The organism is uncultured Aquimonas sp., from assembly GCF_937888285.1.
In the GTDB taxonomy this organism is placed as follows: domain Bacteria; phylum Pseudomonadota; class Gammaproteobacteria; order Xanthomonadales; family Xanthomonadaceae; genus Aquimonas.
This window is the reverse complement of sequence record NZ_CALART010000093.1, coordinates 18,215-40,600: the sequence shown is the minus strand read 5'-3', so window position 1 is coordinate 40,600 and position 22,386 is coordinate 18,215. Positions and strand designations below refer to the sequence as shown.

19 protein-coding genes are annotated in these 22,386 nt (G+C 66.0%); 12 read left to right on the top strand and 7 right to left on the bottom strand.

Annotated features, from left to right (window positions below):
• Positions 1-275: 275 nt before the first annotated feature.
• The 5 genes from Q0654_RS17330 to rpmH form a co-directional block, all read right to left on the bottom strand.
• Positions 276-1,511 carry an integrase arm-type DNA-binding domain-containing protein gene (locus Q0654_RS17330; RefSeq protein ID WP_298856213.1) on the bottom strand — a complete coding sequence of 412 codons (1,236 nt, stop codon included), beginning with the start codon at positions 1,509-1,511 and terminating at the stop codon, positions 276-278.
• A 178-nt stretch (positions 1,512-1,689) separates the two neighbouring features.
• Positions 1,690-3,036 carry a tRNA uridine-5-carboxymethylaminomethyl(34) synthesis GTPase MnmE gene (gene mnmE / locus Q0654_RS17325; RefSeq protein ID WP_298856225.1) on the bottom strand — a complete coding sequence of 449 codons (1,347 nt, stop codon included), beginning with the start codon at positions 3,034-3,036 and terminating at the stop codon, positions 1,690-1,692.
• 145 nt (positions 3,037-3,181) lie between these two features.
• Positions 3,182-4,849 (bottom strand): membrane protein insertase YidC, encoded by a 1,668-nt coding sequence (gene yidC / locus Q0654_RS17320; RefSeq protein ID WP_298856209.1) that lies wholly within the window; start codon positions 4,847-4,849, stop codon positions 3,182-3,184.
• Entirely contained in the window at positions 4,846-5,355 is a 510-nt protein-coding gene (gene rnpA / locus Q0654_RS17315) for a ribonuclease P protein component (RefSeq protein WP_298856206.1), read from the bottom strand. The genes yidC and rnpA overlap by 4 nt, the downstream gene beginning before the upstream one ends.
• A 127-nt stretch (positions 5,356-5,482) precedes the next feature.
• The gene (rpmH, locus tag Q0654_RS17310) at positions 5,483-5,617 is read right to left on the bottom strand and encodes a 50S ribosomal protein L34 (protein WP_298856205.1); all 135 of its coding nucleotides are present in this window, start codon (positions 5,615-5,617) and stop codon (positions 5,483-5,485) included.
• 346 nt (positions 5,618-5,963) lie between these two features.
• On the opposite strand from rpmH, the gene dnaA reads away from it, so the two are divergent.
• From dnaA to Q0654_RS17250, 12 genes are all read left to right on the top strand, one after another.
• Entirely contained in the window at positions 5,964-7,319 is a 1,356-nt protein-coding gene (gene dnaA / locus Q0654_RS17305) for a chromosomal replication initiator protein DnaA (RefSeq protein WP_298856202.1), read from the top strand.
• Positions 7,320-7,562: 243 nt separating this feature from the next.
• On the top strand, positions 7,563-8,663 hold the full coding sequence (gene dnaN, locus Q0654_RS17300) for a DNA polymerase III subunit beta (protein WP_298856200.1): 1,101 nt from the start codon (positions 7,563-7,565) through the stop codon (positions 8,661-8,663).
• A 9-nt stretch (positions 8,664-8,672) separates the two neighbouring features.
• Complete coding sequence (recF, locus tag Q0654_RS17295) at positions 8,673-9,752, top strand: DNA replication and repair protein RecF (protein WP_298856197.1); 1,080 nt, start codon at positions 8,673-8,675, stop codon at positions 9,750-9,752.
• A gap of 68 nt (positions 9,753-9,820) precedes the next feature.
• Entirely contained in the window at positions 9,821-12,244 is a 2,424-nt protein-coding gene (gyrB, locus tag Q0654_RS17290) for a DNA topoisomerase (ATP-hydrolyzing) subunit B (RefSeq protein ID WP_298856194.1), read from the top strand.
• Positions 12,245-12,372: 128 nt separating this feature from the next.
• A complete protein-coding gene (locus Q0654_RS17285; RefSeq protein WP_298856192.1) occupies positions 12,373-13,938 on the top strand; it encodes an inactive transglutaminase family protein in 1,566 nt (521 codons plus the stop codon).
• 3 nt (positions 13,939-13,941) lie between these two features.
• On the top strand, positions 13,942-14,904 hold the full coding sequence (locus tag Q0654_RS17280; RefSeq protein ID WP_298856190.1) for an alpha-L-glutamate ligase-like protein: 963 nt from the start codon (positions 13,942-13,944) through the stop codon (positions 14,902-14,904).
• A gap of 194 nt (positions 14,905-15,098) precedes the next feature.
• Positions 15,099-16,361 (top strand): tetratricopeptide repeat protein, encoded by a 1,263-nt coding sequence (locus Q0654_RS17275; protein WP_298856188.1) that lies wholly within the window; start codon positions 15,099-15,101, stop codon positions 16,359-16,361.
• A gap of 133 nt (positions 16,362-16,494) precedes the next feature.
• A complete protein-coding gene (locus Q0654_RS17270) occupies positions 16,495-17,154 on the top strand; it encodes an energy transducer TonB (RefSeq protein ID WP_298856186.1) in 660 nt (219 codons plus the stop codon).
• A 92-nt stretch (positions 17,155-17,246) separates the two neighbouring features.
• On the top strand, positions 17,247-18,011 hold the full coding sequence (locus Q0654_RS17265) for a MotA/TolQ/ExbB proton channel family protein (protein WP_298856184.1): 765 nt from the start codon (positions 17,247-17,249) through the stop codon (positions 18,009-18,011).
• A gap of 29 nt (positions 18,012-18,040) precedes the next feature.
• Positions 18,041-18,463: a biopolymer transporter ExbD gene (locus Q0654_RS17260; protein WP_298856181.1), complete on the top strand. Its 423-nt coding sequence runs from the start codon at positions 18,041-18,043 to the stop codon at positions 18,461-18,463.
• 12 nt (positions 18,464-18,475) lie between these two features.
• The gene (locus Q0654_RS17255; protein WP_298856179.1) at positions 18,476-18,886 is read left to right on the top strand and encodes a biopolymer transporter ExbD; all 411 of its coding nucleotides are present in this window, start codon (positions 18,476-18,478) and stop codon (positions 18,884-18,886) included.
• A gap of 369 nt (positions 18,887-19,255) precedes the next feature.
• A complete protein-coding gene (locus tag Q0654_RS17250; protein ID WP_298856177.1) occupies positions 19,256-19,657 on the top strand; it encodes a biopolymer transporter ExbD in 402 nt (133 codons plus the stop codon).
• A gap of 77 nt (positions 19,658-19,734) precedes the next feature.
• Here the strand turns inward: Q0654_RS17250 and Q0654_RS17245 are convergent, their stop codons facing one another.
• On the bottom strand, positions 19,735-20,496 hold the full coding sequence (locus Q0654_RS17245; protein WP_298856174.1) for a pyridoxine 5'-phosphate synthase: 762 nt from the start codon (positions 20,494-20,496) through the stop codon (positions 19,735-19,737).
• A gap of 5 nt (positions 20,497-20,501) precedes the next feature.
• A complete protein-coding gene (glmS, locus tag Q0654_RS17240) occupies positions 20,502-22,337 on the bottom strand; it encodes a glutamine--fructose-6-phosphate transaminase (isomerizing) (RefSeq protein ID WP_298856172.1) in 1,836 nt (611 codons plus the stop codon).
• Positions 22,338-22,386: the final 49 nt, after the last annotated feature.

The window sequence follows — 22,386 nt, the reverse complement described above, 5'->3', positions numbered from 1 at the left end:
GCGTAAGGCCCTCCTCGTCGTCAGTGTCCGCTCTTGACGATGGCGATGTACCAGTTGCGTTGCCCTGCCTTGCCACAAGGATGCCGAGCAGGAGCTTCGCCAGCGCAATTGCGATGATCAAGGATGCGGCCGTCATGACGAGCAGTAGTTCGCGGCCAGGAGGCTGCAGGTCTCAACCGCCTCATGGTGCCGCTTTGCATTCGGACCCGGCGCTACCTCGGACGCGCCGATGTCGAGACGCTCAGGCCTCTCCCCTGCTTCTGTCGTAGACAACATTACGCGGCCGACGACTTTCGCCCAGGAGAGCGAATCGGCGTGACGTTCGTGCGACCCAGGGCCCGGTCGACGGAGTCGGCCCACTTGCAGAGCGCTTCGTAACGCGCTTCCAGACGCTCTGCCTTGTCATAGATGCCCGCCACGCCAGTCTTGCGGTGGTTCAAGCAGAGCTCAGCGTCGGCGTCCGCCACCCCAAGCTCGCGGAGCCCGGTGCGCACGGTGCGGCGAAGGTCGTGCAGCACCATGCCGCCGGGCAAGCCTTCGACGGTGCGAAGGGCCGCATTGAGGGCGGTAGTCGACAGCGGCTTCCTTCCCCGACCCTTCGGCGACGGGAGCACCCAGTCGGATCCGCTTGCCATCACCTGCAGGTCCCTCAGCAGCTTCAGGGCCTGGTGCGGGAGTTTCTGAACCAGCGCCTTCTTCATCTTTGCGTTGGCCTCGGGAATGGTCCAGGTGCCGAGGTCGAAGTCGATCTCGTCCCAACGCGCGCGAACCAGTTCTCCCTTGCGCGAGGGCACAAGCAGCAGCAGCCGGATCGCGATGCGCATCGGTGTGGCGAGGCGCGACGATTCAATGGCATGGTCAAGCTGTCGGATCTCCAGCTCCGACAGCTTCCTCGCACGAGAGCTGGTTGGCGCGACCTTGACGGGGCGCATTACAGCCGCAGGATTGTTCTGGAGAACGCCCGCCTGTATGCCGTGCGCGAAGATCCGCTTGAGCACGCTGAGTACGCGTCGCGCAGCTTGGCCGTGGCCACGCAGCCGAACCGGTTCGACGCACATCCACACGTCCTTCGTTGTGATCGTTTGCGGCGCTCTCTTGCCGATCACGGGCACGATGTCGCGCTCGACGTAGGTGATGTCCTGTCTCGGCTTCGAGTTGTTGGTCTTCAGATCCGACTCGATCCAATGCATGGCGAGCTTCTCGACTGTATCCAACTTCTCCGCGTCGCTCGCTTCCCCTTGCAGCTGTGCCTTCTTCTGTTTCGCCGGACTATTCCCGGCGACCACCATCCTCTCCGCCTGACGACGTAGATCCCGGGCATCCTCCAGCGAGATCGTCGGGTAGGGGCCGAGGGTTACCTTCTCGCGCTTGCCGTTCAGTCGATAGCGATAGCGCCAGGTCTTTCGGCCCGACGGGTGCACTTCCATGACGAGGCCGTCGCGGTCGGAGAGTTCATAGCGCTCGGGGCGAGCCGCCGCCTTGCGGAAGTACAGATCGGTGCGTTGTTTCATGTGTGCTGGGCCCACCAGAGGTGTTGGAGATGGGCCTCACCGATTCTGTGGGCCCGCTGGTGGGCCCAATTTAATCCGATGTCCTAGGACTCGAAAGATGAGCAGGGATCGTAACGCTATGATTTTGCTGCGTGCCCCGGTCGTCTGAGGACCTCCACGGACGCCAGCGGACCCCAGATCACTTTCCGATGCAGAAGCTGCCGAAGATGCGGCCGAGCAGATCGTCGGCGCTGAGGCGTCCTGTGATCTCAGCCAGGGACTCCTGCGCGGCGCGCAGGTCTTCGGCGGCGAGTTCGCCGCTGCCTTCGGCGAGGCGATCGGCGGCGCTTTCGAGCTGGGTGCCGGCGCGCTGCAGGGCCCCGACATGGCGGGCGCGAGCGCTGATGGCGCCTTCCGCGGCGTCGCCCAGGCCCGCCGCCTGCTTGAGGGCCTCGCGCAGCGCGTCGAGACCCAGGCCTTCGCGCGCCGACAGCCAGAAGTGCTCGCCGTCGTGCTGCGCCTCGTAGCGCGCGGGCTCTCCGGCCAGCTCGCACTTGTTGTGCAGCCAGAACACGCGCGGCAAGGTGGAGAGCTCGCCGCGCAGGCCGGGGATCTGTTCGCACTCGGAACCGCATTCGACGACGGCTAGGGCGAGATCGGCGCGGGTGAATTCTGCGCGCGCACGGCGCATGCCTTCGGCTTCGACGACATCGGCGCCCTCCCGCAGGCCGGCGGTGTCGACCAGGGTGAGTTCGATACCGTCGATCAGCACCGCCTCACGCAGCAGGTCGCGGGTGGTGCCGGCGATATCGGTGACGATGGCGCGGTCGCTGCCCGACAGCGCATTCAACAGGGAGCTCTTGCCAGCGTTCGGTGGCCCGGCGATGACCACGTGCAGGCCGTCGCGCAGACGCTGGCCGCGGCGGGCCTCGCGCAACAGCGCCTGCATCAGTTCACGCACCTGCCGCAGGCGCGCTTTGAGTTCGGGCCCGGCGAGGAAGTCGATCTCTTCCTCGGGGAAGTCGATCGCGGCCTCGACGTAGATTCGCAAGGCGATCAGGGCCTCGGTGAGAGTGTCGACGCGGCGGCTGAACTCGCCGTCGAGCGCGCGCCGCGCGGCGCGGGCAGCGGCTTCGGATGTGGCGTGGATGAGATCGGCGACTGCCTCGGCCTGGGTCAGGTCGAGGCGTTCGTTCAGGAAGGCGCGCTCGGTGAACTCGCCGGGCCGGGCCTGACGTGCGCCGAGCTCCACGCAGCGCGCCACCAGCAGGCGCAGCAGGGCGGGGCTGCCGTGGGCCTGCAGCTCGACCACGTCCTCGCCGGTGTAGGACGCGGGCGCGATGAAGGCGATCAGCAGGCCGTCGTCGATCACCTCGTCTGCCACATCGCTGAAACGCACGTAGTGGGCGTGGCGCGGCTTGGGTTCGATGCCGCTCAGGCGTCGCGCGATGGCGATCGACTGCGGCCCGGAGAGCCGCACCACGCCGACGCCTGCCGGGCCCGCAGCGGTGGCGATGGCGACGATGGTGTCGGTGTGCCCGCTCAAGGATCCGCCGCGGGTGACGGCGTTGGAGGGCTCTTCAGTAGCATTCGGCATGGCCCGGTTCCTCCCTCCGGATACGGCAGCGGCCGCGTGCTTTCGCGCCGCGGCCGCTGCTTCAATCGCGAGTTCCGACTGCGGGTCCGCGGGCTCAGGCGGCCTTCGGCGCGGTCGTACCGCCGTGGCGACGCAGGATGATCCACTGCTGCAGCAGGCCCAGCGCACCGTTGGTGGTCCAGTACAGCACCAGGCCCGCCGGGAAGAAGGCGAACATCACGCCGAAGGCGATCGGCATGATCTGCATGATGCGCTTCTGCATCGGGTCCATGCCCGGAGTCGGCGACAGCTTCTGCGTGGCCCACATGGTCAGCAGGTTCAGCACCGGCAGGATGAAGTAGGGGTCGGGCGCGGTGAGGTTGTTGATCCACAGGATCCACGGCGCATGGCGCAGCTCGACCGCTTCGATGAGCACCCAGTACAGCGAGATGAAGATCGGGATCTGGATCAGGATGGGCAGGCAGCCGCCCATCGGATTGATCTTCTCTTTCTTGTACAGCTCCATCATCGCCGTCTGGAATTTCTGGCGGTCCTCGCCATAGCGCTCCTTGAGGGCTTCGATGCGCGGCTGCACGGCGCGCATCTTGGCGAAGCTCTTGTATTGCGCTTCCGACAGCTTGAACAGGGCGAGCTTCAGGATGACCACCAGCAGGACGATGGCCCAGCCCCAGTTGCCGGTGATGTCGTGGAGGACACCAAGCAGCCAGGCCATGGGCTGGGCGAGCATCGTGAAGATGCCGTAGTCCATGGTCAGCTTGAGGCCCGGAGCAATGCCTTCCAGCTGGTCCTGCAGCTTCGGGCCGGCATAGAAGCGCGCGCTGCTTTCGACCTGAGCACCGGGCGCAACATCGAAGGCCGGGCCCAGGGTACGGATGCGATGGCGGCCGCCATCCTCGGTGGCTGTGCTGAAGGTCTGCGCTTCATCCGCTTCGGGAATCCAGGCGGCGAAGAAGTAGTGCTCCAGCATTGCGATCCAACCGGTACTGGCCTTGGCTTCGGTCGGGCCATCGCTGAAATCGCCGAACGCGCGCTTCTCGAACTTGCTCTGCGGGCTGTACCAGGCCGCGCCGACAAAGCTGTAGGCCGCGGGGTTGGTGAAACTCGAACCCGGCAGTGCCGGCGGGGTCACGCGCACCAGCTGGCGGTAGGCGCTCAGCTCGACCGGCTGGCCGGTCTGGTTCTCGAAGCGATCGCTGACCGTGACCACATAGCTGCCGCGCTCGAACACGAAGGTGCGCACGAGGCTGAGGCCATCGGCCGAGGTCCAGCGCAGCGGCACTTCAAGGCGGTCCTGGCTGCCAAGCTCGAAGCTGTCGCCTTCGGCGGTGAAGGCACTGAGGTGGTTCGGCAGTTCAGCGCGATTGCCCACATAGCCGGACTGGCCAATGAAATAGCGCTGGCCCTGGGTGCTCATCAGGCGCACCGGCGGCGAGCCCGGCTTGGGCTCCTGTGCGTAAGCAAGCAGGTCGGCCTGGACGACGCTGCCGCCCTGGGTGTCGATCTGCAGGTCGAGTACATCGGTGCGCACGCCCAGGCGGCGGCCGCTGGAGGCAACGGCCGGCGTGGGCGCGCTGCCGCTCGGACTGGTGCTGCTGCGCTCGGGTTGGAACTCGGGCAGGTCGCCGGTCGACGGCGGTGTCGACAGCTCCGCCTGCGGCGCCGGCTCGGCGCGCGGACGGCTGTAGTCCTGTTGCCAGGTGTCCCAAGCCAGGTAGCCGACCATCAGCCAGGCAATCAACAGGAAGGTGCGCGCTTGGTTCATTCGGACACTCGGTCGTTGCCGTGGCGGGAGTCGGGCCCGGCAGTCGTCAGGGGAGGGGATTCGGCGCTGGCCGGAGCATCGGGCGTGTCGGCACCGGGCGCGGAGACAGCCGCCATTGTGACGTGCGCGACTGGGGCCTTCAACGCAGCCGCGCGGGCGAGCAGACGCTCCAGGTCACGCCGCAGCTGATCGGGTCGGGCAGCGGCAGCTTCGCGCTTGCCCATCAGCACGTAGTCGCCCGCCGGCAGACGTGCACGAAGATGGCGGAAGCATTCGCGTGCGATCCGCTTCAGACGGTTGCGCACCACCGCGCGTTTGTCGACCTTGCGCGAGATGGCAAAGCCGAGCCTCGCGGAGTCCGCTGCCGGGTCAAGCAGGACGGTGCAGCGGTAGAACGCGCCACCCATGCGCTGACCCGAATCGAGACAGCGGCTGAAGTCGCGCGGCAGGCGCATGCGCGCCGATGGCCTGAGCCGGCAGGGCGCGGGAGGTGGAATCAGGGTCATGGCCACGCCTCGCCCGGAAATGCAACAGGCCCGGCGTGAGCCAGGCCTGCAGAAACCGACCACCGCCGGGTAGCGGAATCGATGTACGCCGCGGCGTCAGGGTCGCCGGCGGCGGTCGCGACTGCGCTTACGGGCAGAGGCGCTTGCGACCCTTGGCGCGGCGGGCCGACAGGATCTTGCGGCCGTCGGCGGTCGCCATACGGGCACGGAAACCGTGGGTGCGGGCGCGCTTGAGGTTGCTGGGCTGGAAGGTGCGCTTCATGACAGCGGCCTTGATGTCTGGGCAGAAAGACCGCGGAGGATACGGGCTCAGCTTCCTGGCTGTCAAGCCCGCTGCGGTTGGCACTGTCTGCGGTGCGGCGTAGACTGGCAGGCCGCCCGGTCACCCGGGGTTGGGTGCCTGTCGAGGAATCACAGCGCGCATGCCGCTCCGCCCCGGCCCGGTCCTGCCGTCCGCGGCCCGGGATCGCGTCGCGGCACGTGTCTGCCCTGATCTCCCACGGGTTTCCGCTCCGGGGCGCCGAGCTCCCACTCATCCCCTGCCTGACTGGATCGCGCGGCGCCTGACGCGGCGTGGCGCAGCCGGTCGGCTCCACTCGGGAAGCTGCATGTCGCCCTGGTTGCGCTGTCTTGAACGCCTCGAAGCCGAGCTCCCGGCCGAGAGTTTCTACACTTGGATCAAACCCCTGCACGCTGAAGCCCATGAGGGTGGCGTGCGCCTGTTCGCACCCAATGCCTTCGTGGTCGAAACGGTGCGCGACGCGTATCTGCCGCGCATCATCGAGCTGTTGCGGCACTACTCAGAGCTCGCCTCGCTCGACGTCAGCCTGGAGCTCGGCACCCCGCGCAGTCGCGATGTGGCGGCCGAGGCGCGACAGAGCAGTGCTGCGGCGACCGGGCCGTCGATGCGGGCCACGAGCGGTGGCGGGCAGGTGAAGCCCATCGCCAGCAATCTCGACTCCAGCTACACCTTCGACACCTTCATCGAAGGCAGCTCGAACCAGCTTGGTCGCGCCGCCGCCATGCAGGTCGCGAACGAGCCCGGCAAGGCCTACAACCCGCTGCTGCTGTACGGCGGTACCGGTCTTGGCAAGACCCATCTGATGCATGCGGCCGGCAACTACATGCTCGCGCGCAACCCGGGCATGCGCGTGCTCTACCTGCGGTCGGAGCAGTTCTTCGCGGCGATGATGCGGGCGCTGGCGGACAAGGCCATGGAGCAGTTCAAGCGGCAGTTCCATTCGGTGCACGCGCTGCTGATCGACGACATCCAGTTCTTCGCCGGCAAGGACCGCACGCAGGAGGAGTTCTTCCACACCTTCAATGCCCTGTTCGAGCTCAAGCAGCAGATCATCCTTACCTGCGATCGCTACCCCAAGGAGGTCGACAATCTCGAGCCACGGCTGAAGTCGCGCCTGGGCTGGGGATTGTCGGTGGCGATCGAGCCACCGGACTTCGAGACACGCTCGGCGATCCTGTTGGCCAAGGCGGCGCAGAAGGGCGTGCCGCTGCCCGAGAACGTGGCTTTCCTGATCGCCCGACGCATGCGTTCCAACGTACGCGACCTCGAAGGTGCCCTGAACACGCTGGCGGCACGCGCGAACTTCATGGGCCGACCCATCACCGAAGAGTTCGCCCACGAGGCGCTGCGCGACCTGCTGCGAGCGCAGCAGGCGGTGATCTCGCTCAGCAACATCCAGAAGATGGTGGCCGACTATTACCAGCTGCGGGTGTCCGACCTGCTCTCCAAGCGCCGCACGCGCTCGCTGGCCCGGCCGCGTCAGATGGCCATGGCGCTGGCCAAGGAGCTGACGGAGCACAGCCTGCCGGAGATCGGGGATGCCTTCGGCGGCCGCGACCACACGACCGTGATGCATGCCTGCAAGGTGGTGCGTGGTCTGGTGGGCGACGATCCGAAGGCTCGTGAGGACTGGGACAAGCTGGTGCGGCGGCTGACCGAATGAGGCCCGTCTGTAGCGGCATGGCAAGTTGGTAAGCTGTGGATAAGCGGGGTATGGGGTTGGGACAGTTTGCGGGCGGCATTTTTATCCACAGCCGTTCCACAGCCGGGCCGGGACTCACCCACAGACCTTCAGACCAGGAAAAACCGTTGACTGTCATGGGCTTGCGTGGCTTATCCCGGGTTTCGGGGTAGACCATCATCACCAACAGTCTCTTAAAAGCTTTAAGAACATGAGGGTTGATGTATGCGGTTCAGTCTGACGCGCGAAGTGTTGCTGAAGCCTCTCCAGCAGGTGGTCAGCGTGGTCGAGAAACGGCAAACCATGCCGGTGCTGTCGAACCTGTTGGTGTCCCTGGAGCAGGGCACGCTGTCATTGACGGCAACTGATCTTGAAGTCGAGCTGGTTGCGCGTGTGGCCTGCAGCGACGGCGAACCGGGTGCCACGACGATTCCGGCCCGCAAGTTCTTCGAGATCGTTCGAGCGCTGCCTGACGGCGTGATGGTCAACGTGGGCTCAAGCGGCGATCGCATCAATGTGAGCGCGGGACGCAGCCGGTACACGCTGGCCGGGCTGAGCGCGGATGAGTACCCCTCGACGGACGAAGCCGAGGTCGTCGAGCGCTTGCGGGTGAGCGAAGGCGCGCTCAAGAAGACCTTTGATGCCACCGCGTTCGCGATGGCGCAGCAGGACGTGCGGTTTTATCTGAACGGGCTGCTGCTGGACGCCGAGGGCACGCAGTTGCGCTGCGTCGCCACGGACGGCCACCGGTTGGCATTGAGCGAGACGGACCTGGTGGCCGGTCCGCAGGTGCGTCGGCAGATGATCGTGCCGCGCAAAGGTGTGCTGGAGCTGATGCGCCTGCTGGAGAACAGCGACCGGGAGATCGAACTGGAGGTCGGTCGAGCCCATTTACGCGTGCGCCGAGACGACGTGTCGTTCAGCTCGAAGCTGATCGACGGCCGCTTTCCGGATTATGAGGCGGTCATACCGCTCGGTGCCGACAAGGAAGTGAAGGTCAATCGCGACAGCCTGCGCGCAGCGCTGCAGCGTGCGGTGATCCTGTCCAACGAGAAGTATCGCGGTGTGCGGATTGAGGTCGATCCCCAGGTCGTTCGCGTGTCGGCACACAACCCCGAACAGGAAGAAGCGGTGGAAGAGGTGGAGGCGGACACGTCCATCAGTGGCCTGTCGATCGGATTCAACGCTAGTTATCTGTTGGAAGCCTTGGGCGCGCTGACCGAGGACGACGCTTTGCTGCTGTTCCGTGATTCCGGGTCCAGCGCCCTCGTTCGCGAGCCCAGCCACGGGCGCAACCGCCACGTGGTGATGCCGATGCGCCTGTAAGGGATCGCGATGTTGCTGCGTCACGTCAGCCTTGGCGGGCTTCGAGTGCTCGCCGAGGCTGATTTTTTTCCAGCAACCGGTATCAGCTGGCTGGTGGGCAGCAATGGGTCCGGCAAGACCACGGTGCTGGAGGGGCTGTTCGCGCTCGGGCATGCGCGATCTTTTCGCGCCGCGCAGTTCGATTCGGTGCTTCGGCACGGTTGCGATGAGGGCCATATCGCCACGGAATGGGTTGACCGTAGCGGGGTGCCGTTGCGGCTCGGGAGCGCGCGTCAGCGTCGCGGTGGATGGGAGTACCGGGTCGAAGGCGCTCGCGAGGTGCGTGCAGCGGAGATTGCAGCGCGCGCGCCCACACTGTGTTTCGAGCCCGGTTCACACCTGATCGTGTCCGGGCCTTCGGAGCGGCGGCGTCGCTTGATGGATTGGGGCGTGTTCCACGTGGAACGCATGCCATCGGCGCTGTGGTCGGAGTGGCAGCGCATCCTGAGGCAGCGCAACGAGGCCCTGCGCATACGCGACCTGCAACAGCTGGATGCGTTCGACGCCTTGTTGGGTACCGCTGGCGAGCGCCTGGACCGCGCGCGATCTCGGCTTGCCGAACGTTGGCTCGGACGCTCGGCGCAAGTGCTCTCGTGGCTGTCTGAGGAGGTTGGGGGCGTCACCCTGGAGTATCGACGTGGCTGGGGCAGGGCGCACGCCACGCTGGTGGAGGCTCTCCATGCGGCGCGCGAGCGGGACATGACGCAGGGCTTCACCAGCGTCGGCCCACACCGCGCCGACGTCAGTTTGCGGATCCAGGGCGTGGACGCCCGCGAGTTCCTGTCGCGTGGGCAATCAAAGATCCTCGCTCTCTCGCTGCTCATCGGCTTGAGCGATCTGTATGGCGAGATGCATGGCAGCTACCCGCTGCTGCTGCTGGACGATCTCTGCAGCGAGTTGGATGCCCTTCGCGCCGGGGCCGTCCTGGCGTACTTGCGTGAGCGCGGGGTCCAGGCGATCGTGACCGGGGTGGAGCGCCCCGGTTGGGCAGATGACCCTCGTGACGCCCTGTTCCACGTGGAACAGGGCAAGATCACCCCCCTGCTATAATTCGCGCCCTGCGCAGGCCGCTCCGACACCGTTGGAGAGCGGCTCGCGCCCCGCCAAGCAGGGATTCCATGAGCGACCAGACTCCGAACGACTACGATTCCAGTCGAATCACCGTACTGCGTGGCCTGGAGGCCGTGCGCAAGCGTCCCGGCATGTACATCGGCGACGTGCATGACGGCACGGGGCTGCACCACATGGTTTTCGAGGTGGTGGACAACTCCATCGACGAGGCCCTGGCAGGGCACTGCGACACAGTCACCGTCATCATCCACGCGGATGGAAGCGTCAGCGTCCAGGACAACGGGCGCGGCATTCCGGTCGACATCCACCACGAAGAGCAGCGTTCGGCCGCCGAAGTCATCATGACCGTGCTGCACGCGGGCGGTAAGTTCGACGACAACAGCTACAAGGTCTCGGGCGGCCTGCACGGTGTCGGCGTTTCGGTGGTCAACGCGCTGTCCGAGCACCTGAGCCTGCGCATCTGGCGCGACGGCTTCGAGCATCTGCAGGAGTATCGGCTGGGCGAGCCCCTGTACCCCTTGAAGCAGGTGGCGCCGTCGACCCGTCGCGGCACCGAAGTCCGCTTCATGCCCAGCAAGGAGATCTTCTCCGACGTCGAGTTCCACTACGACATCCTGGCCAAGCGCCTGCGCGAGCTGTCCTTCCTGAACTCCGGCGTGCGCATCGACCTCACGGATGAGCGCAGCGACAAGCGTGACCAGTTCCGCTACGAAGGCGGCATCCTCAGCTTTGTCGAGCATCTGGCCCAGCTGAAGACTCCGCTGCATCCGGCGGTCATTCCGCTGTCCGGTGAGGAGAACGGCATCGTCGTCGAGGTGGCGGTCCAGTGGACCGATGCCTACCAGGAAACGATGTTCTGCTTCACCAACAACATCCCGCAGAAAGACGGCGGTACCCATCTGGCCGGGTTCCGCGCGGCCCTGACCCGCACCCTCGGCGCCTACATCGAGCAGTCGGGCCTGTTGAAGCAGGCCAAGGTCGGCATGAGCGGTGACGACATGCGCGAAGGCATGGTCGCGGTGCTTTCGGTCAAGGTGCCCGACCCGAGCTTTTCCTCGCAAACCAAGGAAAAGCTGGTGTCCTCCGAGGTCAAGACCGCGGTCGAGAGCGTGGTCTCCAAGCGCTTCGAGGAGTTCCTGCAGGAGCATCCGCAGGACGCACGCGCGATCGCCGCCAAGGTGGTGGACGCCGCCCGCGCCCGTGAAGCCGCGCGCAAGGCCCGTGATCTCACCCGCCGCAAGGGTGCGCTCGACATCGCCGGCTTGCCAGGCAAGCTGGCCGACTGCCAGGAGAAGGATCCTGCCCTCTCTGAGCTGTTCCTCGTCGAGGGCGACTCGGCCGGCGGCTCGGCCAAGCAGGGTCGCAACCGTCGCACCCAGGCCATCCTGCCGCTGCGCGGCAAGATCCTGAACGTCGAGAAAGCGCGCTTCGACAAGATGCTCGGCTCGGCCGAGGTCGGCACCCTGATCACTGCGCTGGGCTGCGGCATTGGCCGGGAGGAATTCAACCCCGACAAGCTGCGCTACCACCGCATCATCATCATGACCGACGCCGACGTTGACGGCTCGCACATCCGAACCCTGCTGCTGACTTTCTTCTACCGGCAGATGCCCGAGCTGATCGAGCGCGGACACATCTATATCGGCCTGCCGCCGCTGTACAAGCTCAAGCAGGGCAAGCAGGAGCTCTACCTGAAGGACGACATCGCCCTGAACGCCTACCTGATCAGCCATGCCGTCGAAGGCGCCGAGCTGGTCTGTGGCGTCGACCAGCCGCCGATCAGTGCCGCGGCGCTGGAGCATCTGCTGACCCTGTTCGGGCACGCCCAGGATGCGATCCGTCGTCTGAGCCACCGGCACGATGCAGCCATTCTCGAAGCCCTGCTGGAGTTGCCGCCGCTGACATCGCAGCTGGCCGCAGACCCGGCGCGTGCGGAAGCCTGGATTGCTGCGGCGCACCAAAAGCTGGCGCGTACGGGCCTCGGCAAGCCCCGCTACCGCCTGCAGTGGGTCGCGGCCGAGGGTGAACAGGCCGCTGCGCTCCGCGTCCAGCGCCAGCACCATGGCCTCTCGTTGGAGCAGCTCTGGCCGGTGCCGATGTTCGAGTCCGGCGAACTGAAGCCGGTGGTGGACGCCGCACGCGAGATGCATGACCTGCTGCAGGACGGCGCCCGCATCAGTCGCGGCAGCCGCAGCCAGCCGGTCGCCCGCTTTGCCGACGTGCACGCCTGGCTGTTCGAGGAAGCCAAGCGCGGTCGCACCATCCAGCGCTTCAAGGGTTTGGGCGAAATGAACCCGGACCAGCTGTGGGAGACCACGGTCAACCCCGAAACGCGTCGCCTGCTGCGCGTCCGAATCGAGGACGCTGTCGCCGCGGACCAGATCTTCGCCACCCTGATGGGCGATGTGGTCGAGCCCCGCCGCGACTTCATCGAAGACAACGCGCTCAAAGTCGCCAATCTCGACATCTGAACCGGAACCGGGGCGGCGCGCACTGCGCGCCGCCACCGATCGCACCGTGATGCCGCCCGCTGGCTGGCTATACTGCCGCTGAACGCGGCCATCGTGGCCGCACCGCCTCCCGCAAGCGCGCCCAACCCATGAAGAAAGCCCACCTGTACCTGCTGGCCCTGGCTCTGTGCCTGATCGGCGGCGGCGCGATCTACTACAAATGGAAGTTCCTCGACTTCCCGCTGCAGCCGGCCGCCGAGGTCGAGGTCTGGACGGTCCAAGCCCGCATCCAGTACCAGCCGCGCAAGCCGGCCAACACGGTGGTGCTGCAGCTGCCATCGAACACGCCGGGCTTCACGATCCTCGACGAGCGATACGTCGCCCGCAACTACTCCAAGCTCGAGGAGCCGCGCAGGGAAGGGCGCGAAGTGCAGTGGTCGATCCGGCGCGCCGCCGGCCGCCAAGCGCTGTACTACCGGGCCACGGTCGTCCGCAGCAAGCAGGCGGACGCCGTCGAGGCCGCGCCGCGCCTGGCCGCACCACCGACCCTGGAAGAACCCTTTGCGACCGCGGCCCAGACCCTGCTGGACAACGTGCGCCTGGGCTCGTCGAACGTGCCGACCTATGCCAAGGAGCTGGTCCGGCAGATGAACGTGGCCGCGCCCAGCGAAGAGGTTGCCCTGCTGGTCGAGGGTCTGGCCGACGCCGACGCGCGCGCCGAGTACATCACCCAGCTGCTGGCCATGCGGCAGATCCCCGCGCGCATCGTGCGCGGCCTGATGCTGGGCGAGAGCCAGGGCAATGCGCAGATCAGGCCCTGGCTGCAGGTCCATGACGGCAAGGCCTGGACCACGATCGACCTGGAAACCGCGGTCGACGGCTGGCCCGACAACTTGTTCCTGTGGACCGGTTCGAGGTCACCGCTGCTGCAGATCGAGGACGCCGGGCGCCCCGAGCTGACCTTCTCGGTCAGCCGCAACCTCGCCGACGCGATCGCCATCGCGGAACGCCGGCTGGAAGTCCAGAACGCCGATCTGGTGAACTACTCGCTGCTCAGCCTGCCGCTGCAGACCCAGTCGGTTTACAAAGTGCTGCTGATGGTGCCGATCGGCGCCTTCCTGATGCTTCTGCTGCGCAACATCATCGGCATCAAGACCTTCGGCACCTTCATGCCGGTACTGATCGCGATCGCCTTCCGCGAAACCCAGCTGCTGGCGGGCGTCACCCTGTTCGTGGTGGTGGTGGGCGCCGGACTCCTGGTGCGTTTCTACATGGAGCGCCTGCGGCTGCTGCTGGTGCCCCGACTGACTTCGGTGCTGATCTTGGTCGTGCTGTTGATGGCAGCGGTCTCGATCCTCGCCAATCGCCTCGGCATCGAGGTGGGCCTGTCGGTCGCCCTGTTCCCGATGGTCATCATGGCCATGACCATCGAGCGCATGTCGGTCGCCTGGGAGGAGCGGGGCCCGGGCTATGCCCTCAAGGAGGGCATCGGCTCGCTCGTCGTGGCCTGCCTAGCTTACCTGGCGATGAGCTGGGAGCCCCTGGAGCATTTCATCTTCGTGTTCCCGGAAGCCCTGCTGATCCTGCTGGCGCTGACCCTGGTGCTGGGGCGCTACTCGGGCTATCGCCTGAGTGAGTTGTTCCGCTTCCGTGCGCTCGCCCGCGAGCTGGAGGCGAAGGAAAAGGCTGCCAGCGCCGACGCGGGCAAGGCCTGAGCCATGCTCAACCTGTTCTCGGTCGCACGTCGCCTGCGCAGCATCGGCCTGATGGGCCTCGGCCAGCGCAACGCCGAATTCATCCTCGCCTACAACAAGCGGCGCTTCTATCCGCGGGTGGACGACAAGCTCATCACCAAGCAGCTCGCCATCGAGGCCGGCCTGCCGGTTCCCGAGCTTTACGCGGTTGTCCGCGAGGAGCACGAGATCCACGAGCTGCACAAGAAGATCGAACACCGCGAGCAGTTCGTGGTGAAGCCCGCCCACGGTTCGGGTGGCGATGGCATCCTGGTGATCAGCGGACGCCGCGGTGACAAGTACCGCCGTTCCAATGGTCAGCTCATGAACAGGGAGGAATTCGAACACCACCTGTCCAATGGTCTGTCAGGACTGTTCTCGCTCGGAGGGCATCCCGACCACCTGCTGGTCGAGTACTGCGTGCAGTTCGACCCGATCTTCGACCAGGTCAGCTACAAGGGTGTGCCCGACGTCCGCATCATCGTGTTCCTCGGCTACCCGGTGATGGCAATGATCCGCCTGCCTACACGGCTGTCCGATGGCAAGGCCAATCTGCACCAGGGCGCCATCGGCGTCGGCATCGACATCCCCACGGGGCTGACCCGCAGGGGTGTCTGGGGCACCGAGCCGGTCAAGGAGCATCCCGACACCGAGCACAGCATCGTCGGACTCGAGATCCCGCGCTGGGCGGAGCTGCTGGAGATGTCTTCGCGCTGCTATGAGCTTTCCCAGCTTGGCTACATCGGCGTCGATTTCGTTCTCGACAAGAACAAGGGACCGATGATCCTGGAGCTCAATGCGCGCCCCGGCCTGGCCATCCAGATCGCCAATGGCAATGGGCTGCTGCATCGCCTGCGCATGATCGAAGCCCTGCGCGACCACGGTGGCTTGAGCACGGATCCCGCAGAGCGGGTCGCATTCTCCCGCGCGCACTTTGCCACCACCTGACCTCAGGCAACGGCTACGCTGCAAAGCCCAAGAATTGTTCCGTGCGTATTCGCATGGTGGAAACGTTTAACAAGGCCCTTGATTTCACAAGGCGCAACTGCGGCAGCGCTCCTTGAGTCACCGCGGAGTCTGCGGTTAGGCTTGCAGGCCGACTGCGGCAATGCCAGCCGCCGACCTTCCCCAGGAATCCACCGATGCGCACCACCCTCTTCTTTGCGAAGACCAGCCTCGTACTCGCCCTCGGGTTCGGGCTCATGGCCACCGCCGACGCGCAGCGTCGCGGACAGCAGGCCGCGGAAGAAATCCTGTATCCCAACGCCACCCGCACCGAGCCCACGCTGAAGCCGGCGCAGCGCACCCAGCGTCAAATGAAGCGCGTGTTCGATCTTTCGCAGGAGGAGGGCAAGGACGCCGAGACCGAAGAAGCGGCGAAGGCTCTGCTTGGCAATGCCGGCGCCGGTATCTACGAGATCTCGCTGGTCAACCAGATCCTTGCGCAGATCGAGCTCGACCGCGACAACTACCCCGCCGCCATCACGTATTTCCAGGCAGCACTTGAGGCGGGCGGCTACAAGAACAACCAGTACTACCAGGTGATGCAGAACATCGGCCAGCTGCAGTTCCAGGAAGAGCTGTACGCGGACGCTGCCGCAACCTTCACCCGTTGGCTGGATGAAACCAGGTCGGAAGACGCCAAGGTTTACGCGCTGCGCGGCAATGCGTACTACCGCCTGGAGCGGTACGAGGACGCTGTCGCCGACCTGCGCAAGGCCCTGTCTCTGCAGGAGACGCCGGAATCAGCGGTTTCACAGATGCTGATGGGCAGCCTGTTCGAGCTGGGCCGTGTCTCTGAAGCTGCGGAGATTGCGGCCGGGCTGCTGGAGCGCGACCCCCGCAATGTGGGATTGATCCGCAACCTGTCGGCCATCTACGTCAATGCGGAGCAGGTGGACAAGGCCATCGAAACCATGGAGGCCGGCATCAGCAGCGGTGTGCTGGTCGAAGAACGTGATTACGTCGAACTGTCCAAGATGTATCGCTACGCCGAGCAGGACCTCAAGGCCGCCGAGCTGATCTCGCGTGCCGTCAGCGAAGGCAAGGTGCAGCCGTCGCTCGAAGTCTATCGAGGGCTTGGCGAGGCTTACTACTTCTCGGAAAACATCGCCCAGGCCGCCGACGCTTTCGGCAAGGCCGACGAGTTTGCCACCGACGGCGAGATGGCGCTGAACCACGCCCGCGCGCTGGCCGAGCTCGAGCGCTGGCCCGAGACCAAGGCGGCAGCGAACCGCGCCATCAGCAAGGGTGTCCGCCGACCGGGCGATGCCTATGTGATCCTGGGTGCCGCCGAGTTCGGGCTGAACAACCAGCCCGCCGCCATCGCCGCCTACCGCGAGGCTGCCAAGCATCCGGAAACCAAGGCGATGGCCGAAGCCTACCTGCGCCAAGTCAATCGTTGAAATTCGTTCACCTGATCGGCCTTAGGCACGGCCGATCTGTTGGTATAAGCTATGCCGTTCCCGTGTCGTTCAGCTTGTCTAGGCAGGCAGATTGGCAGCGCGGATGGATTGACCTCCGACCACGACACTGCGCATGACAGACAAGCAAGAAAACCTGGAAACCGAGGGCCGCAAGCTCAGCTGGCTCCGCATCACCGGCCTCGCGGCCGCCGTGGGTGTGCACGCCGCGGCGCTGGTGCTGATGCTGGTGCCCGTGGCGCCTCCGCAGATGGAGGAAGAGGCTCCGGAGATCGTTGAAGTCACCTTCATCGAGCCGCCGCCGCCGCCGCCGCCGCCGCCGCCGCCGCCGCCGGAACCGCCCAAGCGCCCGCCGCCGAAGATCATCGAGAGGCCGCGACCGACACCGCCGCCGCCTGAAGCACCGCCGCCGGTGATTCTGGAAGAAGCGACCCCGATGTCGATCCCGGCGCCGCCCCCGGCTCCGCCCGCACCTGCCGCTCCTGCACCGAGCTACGGTGCGACGGAAGACAGCTCCTACCGCCGCATGCGTCCGCCGCGCTATCCGCCGCAGGCCATGCGCCGTCGCGAAGAGGGTGAAGTGCTGCTCCGCGTCCTGGTGGGTACGGATGGCCGCCCTGTCCAGGTGGAAGTGGAAAAGTCCAGCCGCTCGCGTCTGCTGGATCAGGCCGCCATCCAAGCGGTACGTGAGTGGGTATTCAACCCAGGTATGAAGGAAGGTGTCCCGGTGCAGAGCTGGGTCATCGTCCCGATCAAGTTCTCCCTCAACGACTGACGCCTCACTAGCAAAAGGGTAAGGAAATGCTCCAAGAAGCCTCTAACACGCCGGCAGCCGCAGCTGCTACCCAGGCTGCCACGCCGGCGCCGATGGATCAGGTCATCGGTGGCGTCGTCGCGGATACGAATGCAGCAGCGCTGAAGGAGATGGGTATCTCCAGCCTGCTGAACAACATGGTGGCCAACCCTGGCGAGTTTGCCGTCACCTGGGTCGTGGTCGTCACCCTGGTGCTGATGTCGATCGCCTGCTGGTACTACACGGTCGTCAAGACCATCCAGAACCAGGTCATCAAGGCGCGTGCCAACCACGTCATCCGTACGTTCTGGGAAACCAGCAACGCCCAGGAGGCCATCCGCTTCATGGAAGAGCAGCCGGCCAACGAGCCGTTCTCCAAGATCGCCCTGGACTGCGCGGTCGCCGCTGCCCATCACCAGAAGAACGAGGGTTCGCGCCTTGCCGAGACGCTGTCGCGCTCCGAGTTCATCGACCGCGCCCTGCGCCAGGCCGTCACACGCGAGAGCTCGAAGCTCGAGAACGGCATGACCATCCTTGCCACCACCGGCTCGGCCGCGCCCTTCATCGGCCTGCTCGGTACCACCTGGGGTATCTACAAGGCCCTGATCAAGATCGGTGCCTCCGGCTCCGCATCGCTGGACGCCGTTGCAGGTCCCGTCGGTGAGGCGCTGCTGAAGACCGCGCTGGGTCTGGTCGTCGCGATTCCGGCGGTGATGGCCTACAACTTCTTCAACCGTGCGAACCGCACCACCAACGCGGCGTTCGACGCCTTCGCCCATGACCTGCACGACTTCTTCGCCACCGGCTCGCGCGTCGGCGAAGGTTCGTCCAAGCGTTGAGCCGTCGGTTGAACCGGGAGTTTTGAGCAATGGCCTTCAGCAGCGGTAACGAGCAGCAGGGCGGGCCGATGGCGGAAATCAACGTCACGCCGCTGGTCGACGTGATGTTGGTGCTGCTGATCATCTTCATGATCACGGCGCCCCTGATGTCCCACAAGATCCAGGTGAAGCTGCCGGAGAACAGGCTGGAAGTGCCCGAGGCCGCGCTGGTCCCGGGCCAGCCCATCACCATCGCGATCAAGGACAACGGCGAGATGTACTGGAACGACCAGCCGATCCAGCGCAGCCTGCTGGAATCGCAGCTGGCCGTCGAAGCGCAGAAGAAGCCGCAGCCGCGCGTGGAGATCCGCGCCGACCGGACCACCCGCTACCGCGTGGTCTCGGACGTCGTCAAGATCGCCAAGGACGTCGGCATGGCCAAGGTCGGCTTCGTCATCACCCCGGAACGCTAAGAGGAATCCACCATGGCATTTACAACTGGCGGTGGCGGCGGTGCGATGGCGGACATCAACGTCACGCCGCTGGTCGACGTGATGCTGGTGCTGCTGATCATCTTCCTGGTGACGGCGCCGATGCTGACGCGTGAGATCGAGATCGATCTGCCGCAGCAGAGCAACAAGCAGCCCGAGGAAATCGTCGATCCGCCGATGCCGATTCGCCTGCGCATCGATGCTGACGGTGGCCTGTTCTGGGACAACTCGCCCATGCCGAAGGCCGCCCTGCTGCCCTCGCTGCGCGTGGAAGCCAGCCGTGATCCGCAGCCCCTGCTTGAGATCGAAGCCAACCAGGAAGTGCAATACCACGTGCTGACCGAAGTCCTGTCCACGGCCAAAAACGCGGACATGAAGAAGATCGGCTTCGTCGAGACGCTGTAAGCGTCCTTGGGGCCCCGCTGAACCTGCAAGGCCGCCCTCGGGCGGCCTTGTGCTTTCCGGCGGCGGAGTGTCCAAGCGTCAGGTCGCCACGTTACTGCCGCATCCGGCGCAAGCCGTCTTTGCCAGAACCCGCGGGCGCCAAGCCGCGGGCCATGCGCTCCAGTTCAGCCCCACCCATGCGCGCAGCACGAACACCAGCGGTGATGGGTGCAGAAAGCGCTCAAGCGCAGCGCGCCGATCTGTTCATAAGCGCCCGGTGCGCTTGCAGACGCGCTGAGTTCCGGCGCAGTCTCGAACCAGCGGCGTGTGCCGTCATCGGCCTCGGAGGCCGGCCAGCAGGCAAGGGATGGCCCAGGTGGGAGAGCAACCATGGCCTTCATGAATGCGGATGCTTCTGCACGCTCGGACAACGCCGAGATCAACATCACCCCGCTGGTGGACGTGATGCTGGTTCTGCTCATCATCTTCCTGGTGGCAGCGCCGGTGGTGGTGCGACAGATCGAGCTGCCGCTCGCCGGTACGCCCCCGAAGCCAGACCTCGAACTGTCCCAGCTGGCGCTGCGCATCGACGCCGCCGGCAGTCTGCAGCTGGACGGCAGTCCCATGAGCCTCGCAGCCCTGGATCGCATCCTGCAGATGGAGGCCCTGCGCGAGCAGCCGCCCGTGCTGCAGATCGACGTGGCACCAGAAGCCGCCTACGCGCGGATGACCGAGGTGCTGGCGCTGGCACGCGGTCACGGACTGGAGCGGTTCGAGCTGCAGACGCACTGAACCCGGAAACGCCGGTGTGCAGCGCCCGCTGACCCGCAGGCGCTGCACCCGTAACCGTGCAGGATCGCCGGAGGCACTCAGCGGAAAGAAGCTTCCGCCAAGATCCGCAGATAGGCTCGCACCGTGGCGTCCAGCCCCGCGTACAGGGCTTCGCCGATCAGTGCGTGTCCGATCGACACTTCGGCCACACCCGGCACGCGTGAAACGAACAGGCCCAGATTGGCCTGGCTCAGGTCGTGTCCGGCATTGACGCCCAGCCCGGCCGTCTGCGCATCCGACGCCGTCAGCGCGCAGTCGTCGAGGGCGGTATCCGCGCTGCTCGCTGCAAAGGCTTGGGCATAGGGGCCGGTGTAGACCTCGATGCGATCCAGGCCGATCGCCGCACCAGCAGCAGCACCGGCGCTGCCCGGATCGACAAAGGCGCTGACGCGGGCGCCGAGCGCGTGCAGCCGGGCGACGATCGGCGCCAGCACCGGCGCATCGCGCACCAGGTCGAACCCGTGGTCCGAGGTGATCTGGCCGTCATCGTCGGGTACCAGAGTCACCTGCTGCGGGCGCGCGGCCTCGACCAGTTCGATGAAGCCGGGGTAGCCCGGACGCGCGCCAGCGAAGGGATTGCCTTCGAGGTTCAGCTCCACGCCCTCCGGCCGCCAAGCGGCGATGTCGAGCACGTCCTGCGGCCTCACGTGGCGGCAATCCGGGCGCGGGTGCAGGGTGATGCCCAGCCCGCCCGCATCCACCACGGTCTGCGCGGCGCGCAGCATCGAGGGCTCGCTGCCGCCGCGCGAATTGCGCAGCACCGCGATCTTGTTGAGGTTGACGCTGAGCACCGTAGACATGCGGCTCATTCCACCGTGACCGACTTTGCGAGGTTGCGCGGCTGGTCGACATCGGTGCCCTTGAGCACGGCGACGTGGTAGGCCAGCAGCTGCAGCGGGATGTTGAACACCGCCGGTCCGATCAGGTTGCCGCCGGACTCCAGCTTCAGCACCGCACCGCGCTCGGGCGCCAAGGGCACCTCGACCTCGTTGTCGGCGATGACGAACAGCTCGCCGCCGCGTGCGCGAACCTCCTCAAGATTGGACTTGAGCTTTTCCAGCAGCTGGTTGTTCGGCGCCACCGCAATCACCGGCATGTGCTCGTCGACCAGGGCCAGCGGGCCGTGCTTCAGCTCGCCGGCCGGATAGGCCTCGGCGTGGATGTAGGAAATCTCCTTCAGCTTCAGCGCACCCTCGATGGCGATCGGATAGCTGGCACCGCGACCGAGGAACAGCGCGTGCTGCTTGTCGACGAAACGCTCGGCCAGCGCGTGCACCTGCGGCTCCAGCTTGAGCGCTTCGGCGACCAGACGCGGCAGCGAGGCCAGCTGGTTCACCAACCGCGCGTACTTCTGCTCGGCCATGCCGTTCAGGCGACCCAGCTCCAGGGTCAGCAGGGCGAGCGCGGCCAGCTGGGTGGTGAAAGCCTTGGTCGAAGCAACGCCGATCTCGGGGCCGGCACGGGTCATCAGCACCAGATCGGACTCGCGTACCAGCGAGGACTCCGGCATGTTGCAGACGGCAAGCGCGCCCAGGTAGCGTGAGGTCTCGCGTCCCGAGCGCAGCGCCGCCAGGGTATCGGCGGTTTCGCCCGACTGCGAGATGGCGACGAACAGCGTGCCTTCGGGCACGACGGTGGTGCGATAGCGGTACTCGCTCGCGACCTCGACCGAGCAGGGCAGGCCGGCCAGCGCTTCGATCCAGTACTTGGCGACCATGCCGGCGTGGTAGCTGGTGCCGCAGGCGACGATGTGCAGCTGCTTCACCTTGGCCAGCAGCGGCTCTGCATCGACGCCGAACACGTTCGGCAGGATGCGCTCGCCGCTGATCCTGCCTTCGAGCGTGCGCGCCACCGCTTCCGGCTGCTCGTGGATCTCCTTCAGCATGTAGTGGCGGTACTCGCCGCGCTCGACCGCATCGGCCGACAGATCCGTCACCCGCTCCTCGCGTTCGACCGCGATGCCGCTGGCGTCGAACACCGCATAGCCGTCGCGGCGGATCTCGACGATGTCGCCTTCCTGCAGGTAGACGAAGCGGTTGGTGACCCGCAGCAGGGCCTGCACGTCCGAGCCCAGGAAGTGCTCGCCGATGCCGATGCCGACCACCAGCGGACTGCCGCGGCGTGCACCGATCAGGCGCCCCGGCTCGTCGCTGGACAGCACCGCGATCGCATAGGCGCCATGCAGGCGCTGGGTCGCCGTGACGACGGCGGCGCGCAGGTCCTGGCCCTGCTTCAGCAGTGATTCGACCAGATGAGCGATGACCTCGGTGTCGGTTTCCGAGGTGAACACATAGCCGGCCGCCTGCAGCTCGGCGCGCAGTTCGGCGTGGTTCTCGATGATGCCGTTATGCACCACCGAGACGCGATCCGCCGACACATGCGGGTGCGCGTTGTGGGTGCTGGGCACGCCGTGGGTGGCCCAGCGGGTGTGGGCAATGCCGATCCTCGCCGCCACCGGCTGTTCGGCCAGCAGCTGTTCGAGATCACGCACCTTGCCCTTGGCGCGACGACGCTGCAGCTGGCCCTGTTCGAGCACGGCCAAGCCGGCCGAGTCATAGCCGCGGTATTCCAGCGCATGCAGGCCGGCGATCAGGATCGCACCGATATCGCGCTCGGCCACGGCACCAACGATTCCACACATGGGATCAGCTCCGCTGCGGGCGCATGCGCCCGGTCAATGAGAAATGCCT

Coding starts and splice junctions, on each gene's coding strand:
- Q0654_RS17330 (WP_298856213.1), bottom strand. CDS start 1,511: ATGAAACAACGCACCGATCTGTACTTCCGCAAGGCGGCGGCTCGCCCC.
- yidC (WP_298856209.1), bottom strand. CDS start 4,849: ATGAACCAAGCGCGCACCTTCCTGTTGATTGCCTGGCTGATGGTCGGC.
- rnpA (WP_298856206.1), bottom strand. CDS start 5,355: ATGACCCTGATTCCACCTCCCGCGCCCTGCCGGCTCAGGCCATCGGCG.
- rpmH (WP_298856205.1), bottom strand. CDS start 5,617: ATGAAGCGCACCTTCCAGCCCAGCAACCTCAAGCGCGCCCGCACCCAC.
- dnaA (WP_298856202.1), top strand. CDS start 5,964: ATGTCGCCCTGGTTGCGCTGTCTTGAACGCCTCGAAGCCGAGCTCCCG.
- dnaN (WP_298856200.1), top strand. CDS start 7,563: ATGCGGTTCAGTCTGACGCGCGAAGTGTTGCTGAAGCCTCTCCAGCAG.
- recF (WP_298856197.1), top strand. CDS start 8,673: ATGTTGCTGCGTCACGTCAGCCTTGGCGGGCTTCGAGTGCTCGCCGAG.
- gyrB (WP_298856194.1), top strand. CDS start 9,821: ATGAGCGACCAGACTCCGAACGACTACGATTCCAGTCGAATCACCGTA.
- Q0654_RS17285 (WP_298856192.1), top strand. CDS start 12,373: ATGAAGAAAGCCCACCTGTACCTGCTGGCCCTGGCTCTGTGCCTGATC.
- Q0654_RS17280 (WP_298856190.1), top strand. CDS start 13,942: ATGCTCAACCTGTTCTCGGTCGCACGTCGCCTGCGCAGCATCGGCCTG.
- Q0654_RS17275 (WP_298856188.1), top strand. CDS start 15,099: ATGCGCACCACCCTCTTCTTTGCGAAGACCAGCCTCGTACTCGCCCTC.
- Q0654_RS17270 (WP_298856186.1), top strand. CDS start 16,495: ATGACAGACAAGCAAGAAAACCTGGAAACCGAGGGCCGCAAGCTCAGC.
- Q0654_RS17265 (WP_298856184.1), top strand. CDS start 17,247: ATGGATCAGGTCATCGGTGGCGTCGTCGCGGATACGAATGCAGCAGCG.
- Q0654_RS17260 (WP_298856181.1), top strand. CDS start 18,041: ATGGCCTTCAGCAGCGGTAACGAGCAGCAGGGCGGGCCGATGGCGGAA.
- Q0654_RS17255 (WP_298856179.1), top strand. CDS start 18,476: ATGGCATTTACAACTGGCGGTGGCGGCGGTGCGATGGCGGACATCAAC.
- Q0654_RS17250 (WP_298856177.1), top strand. CDS start 19,256: ATGGCCTTCATGAATGCGGATGCTTCTGCACGCTCGGACAACGCCGAG.
- Q0654_RS17245 (WP_298856174.1), bottom strand. CDS start 20,496: ATGTCTACGGTGCTCAGCGTCAACCTCAACAAGATCGCGGTGCTGCGC.
- glmS (WP_298856172.1), bottom strand. CDS start 22,337: ATGTGTGGAATCGTTGGTGCCGTGGCCGAGCGCGATATCGGTGCGATC.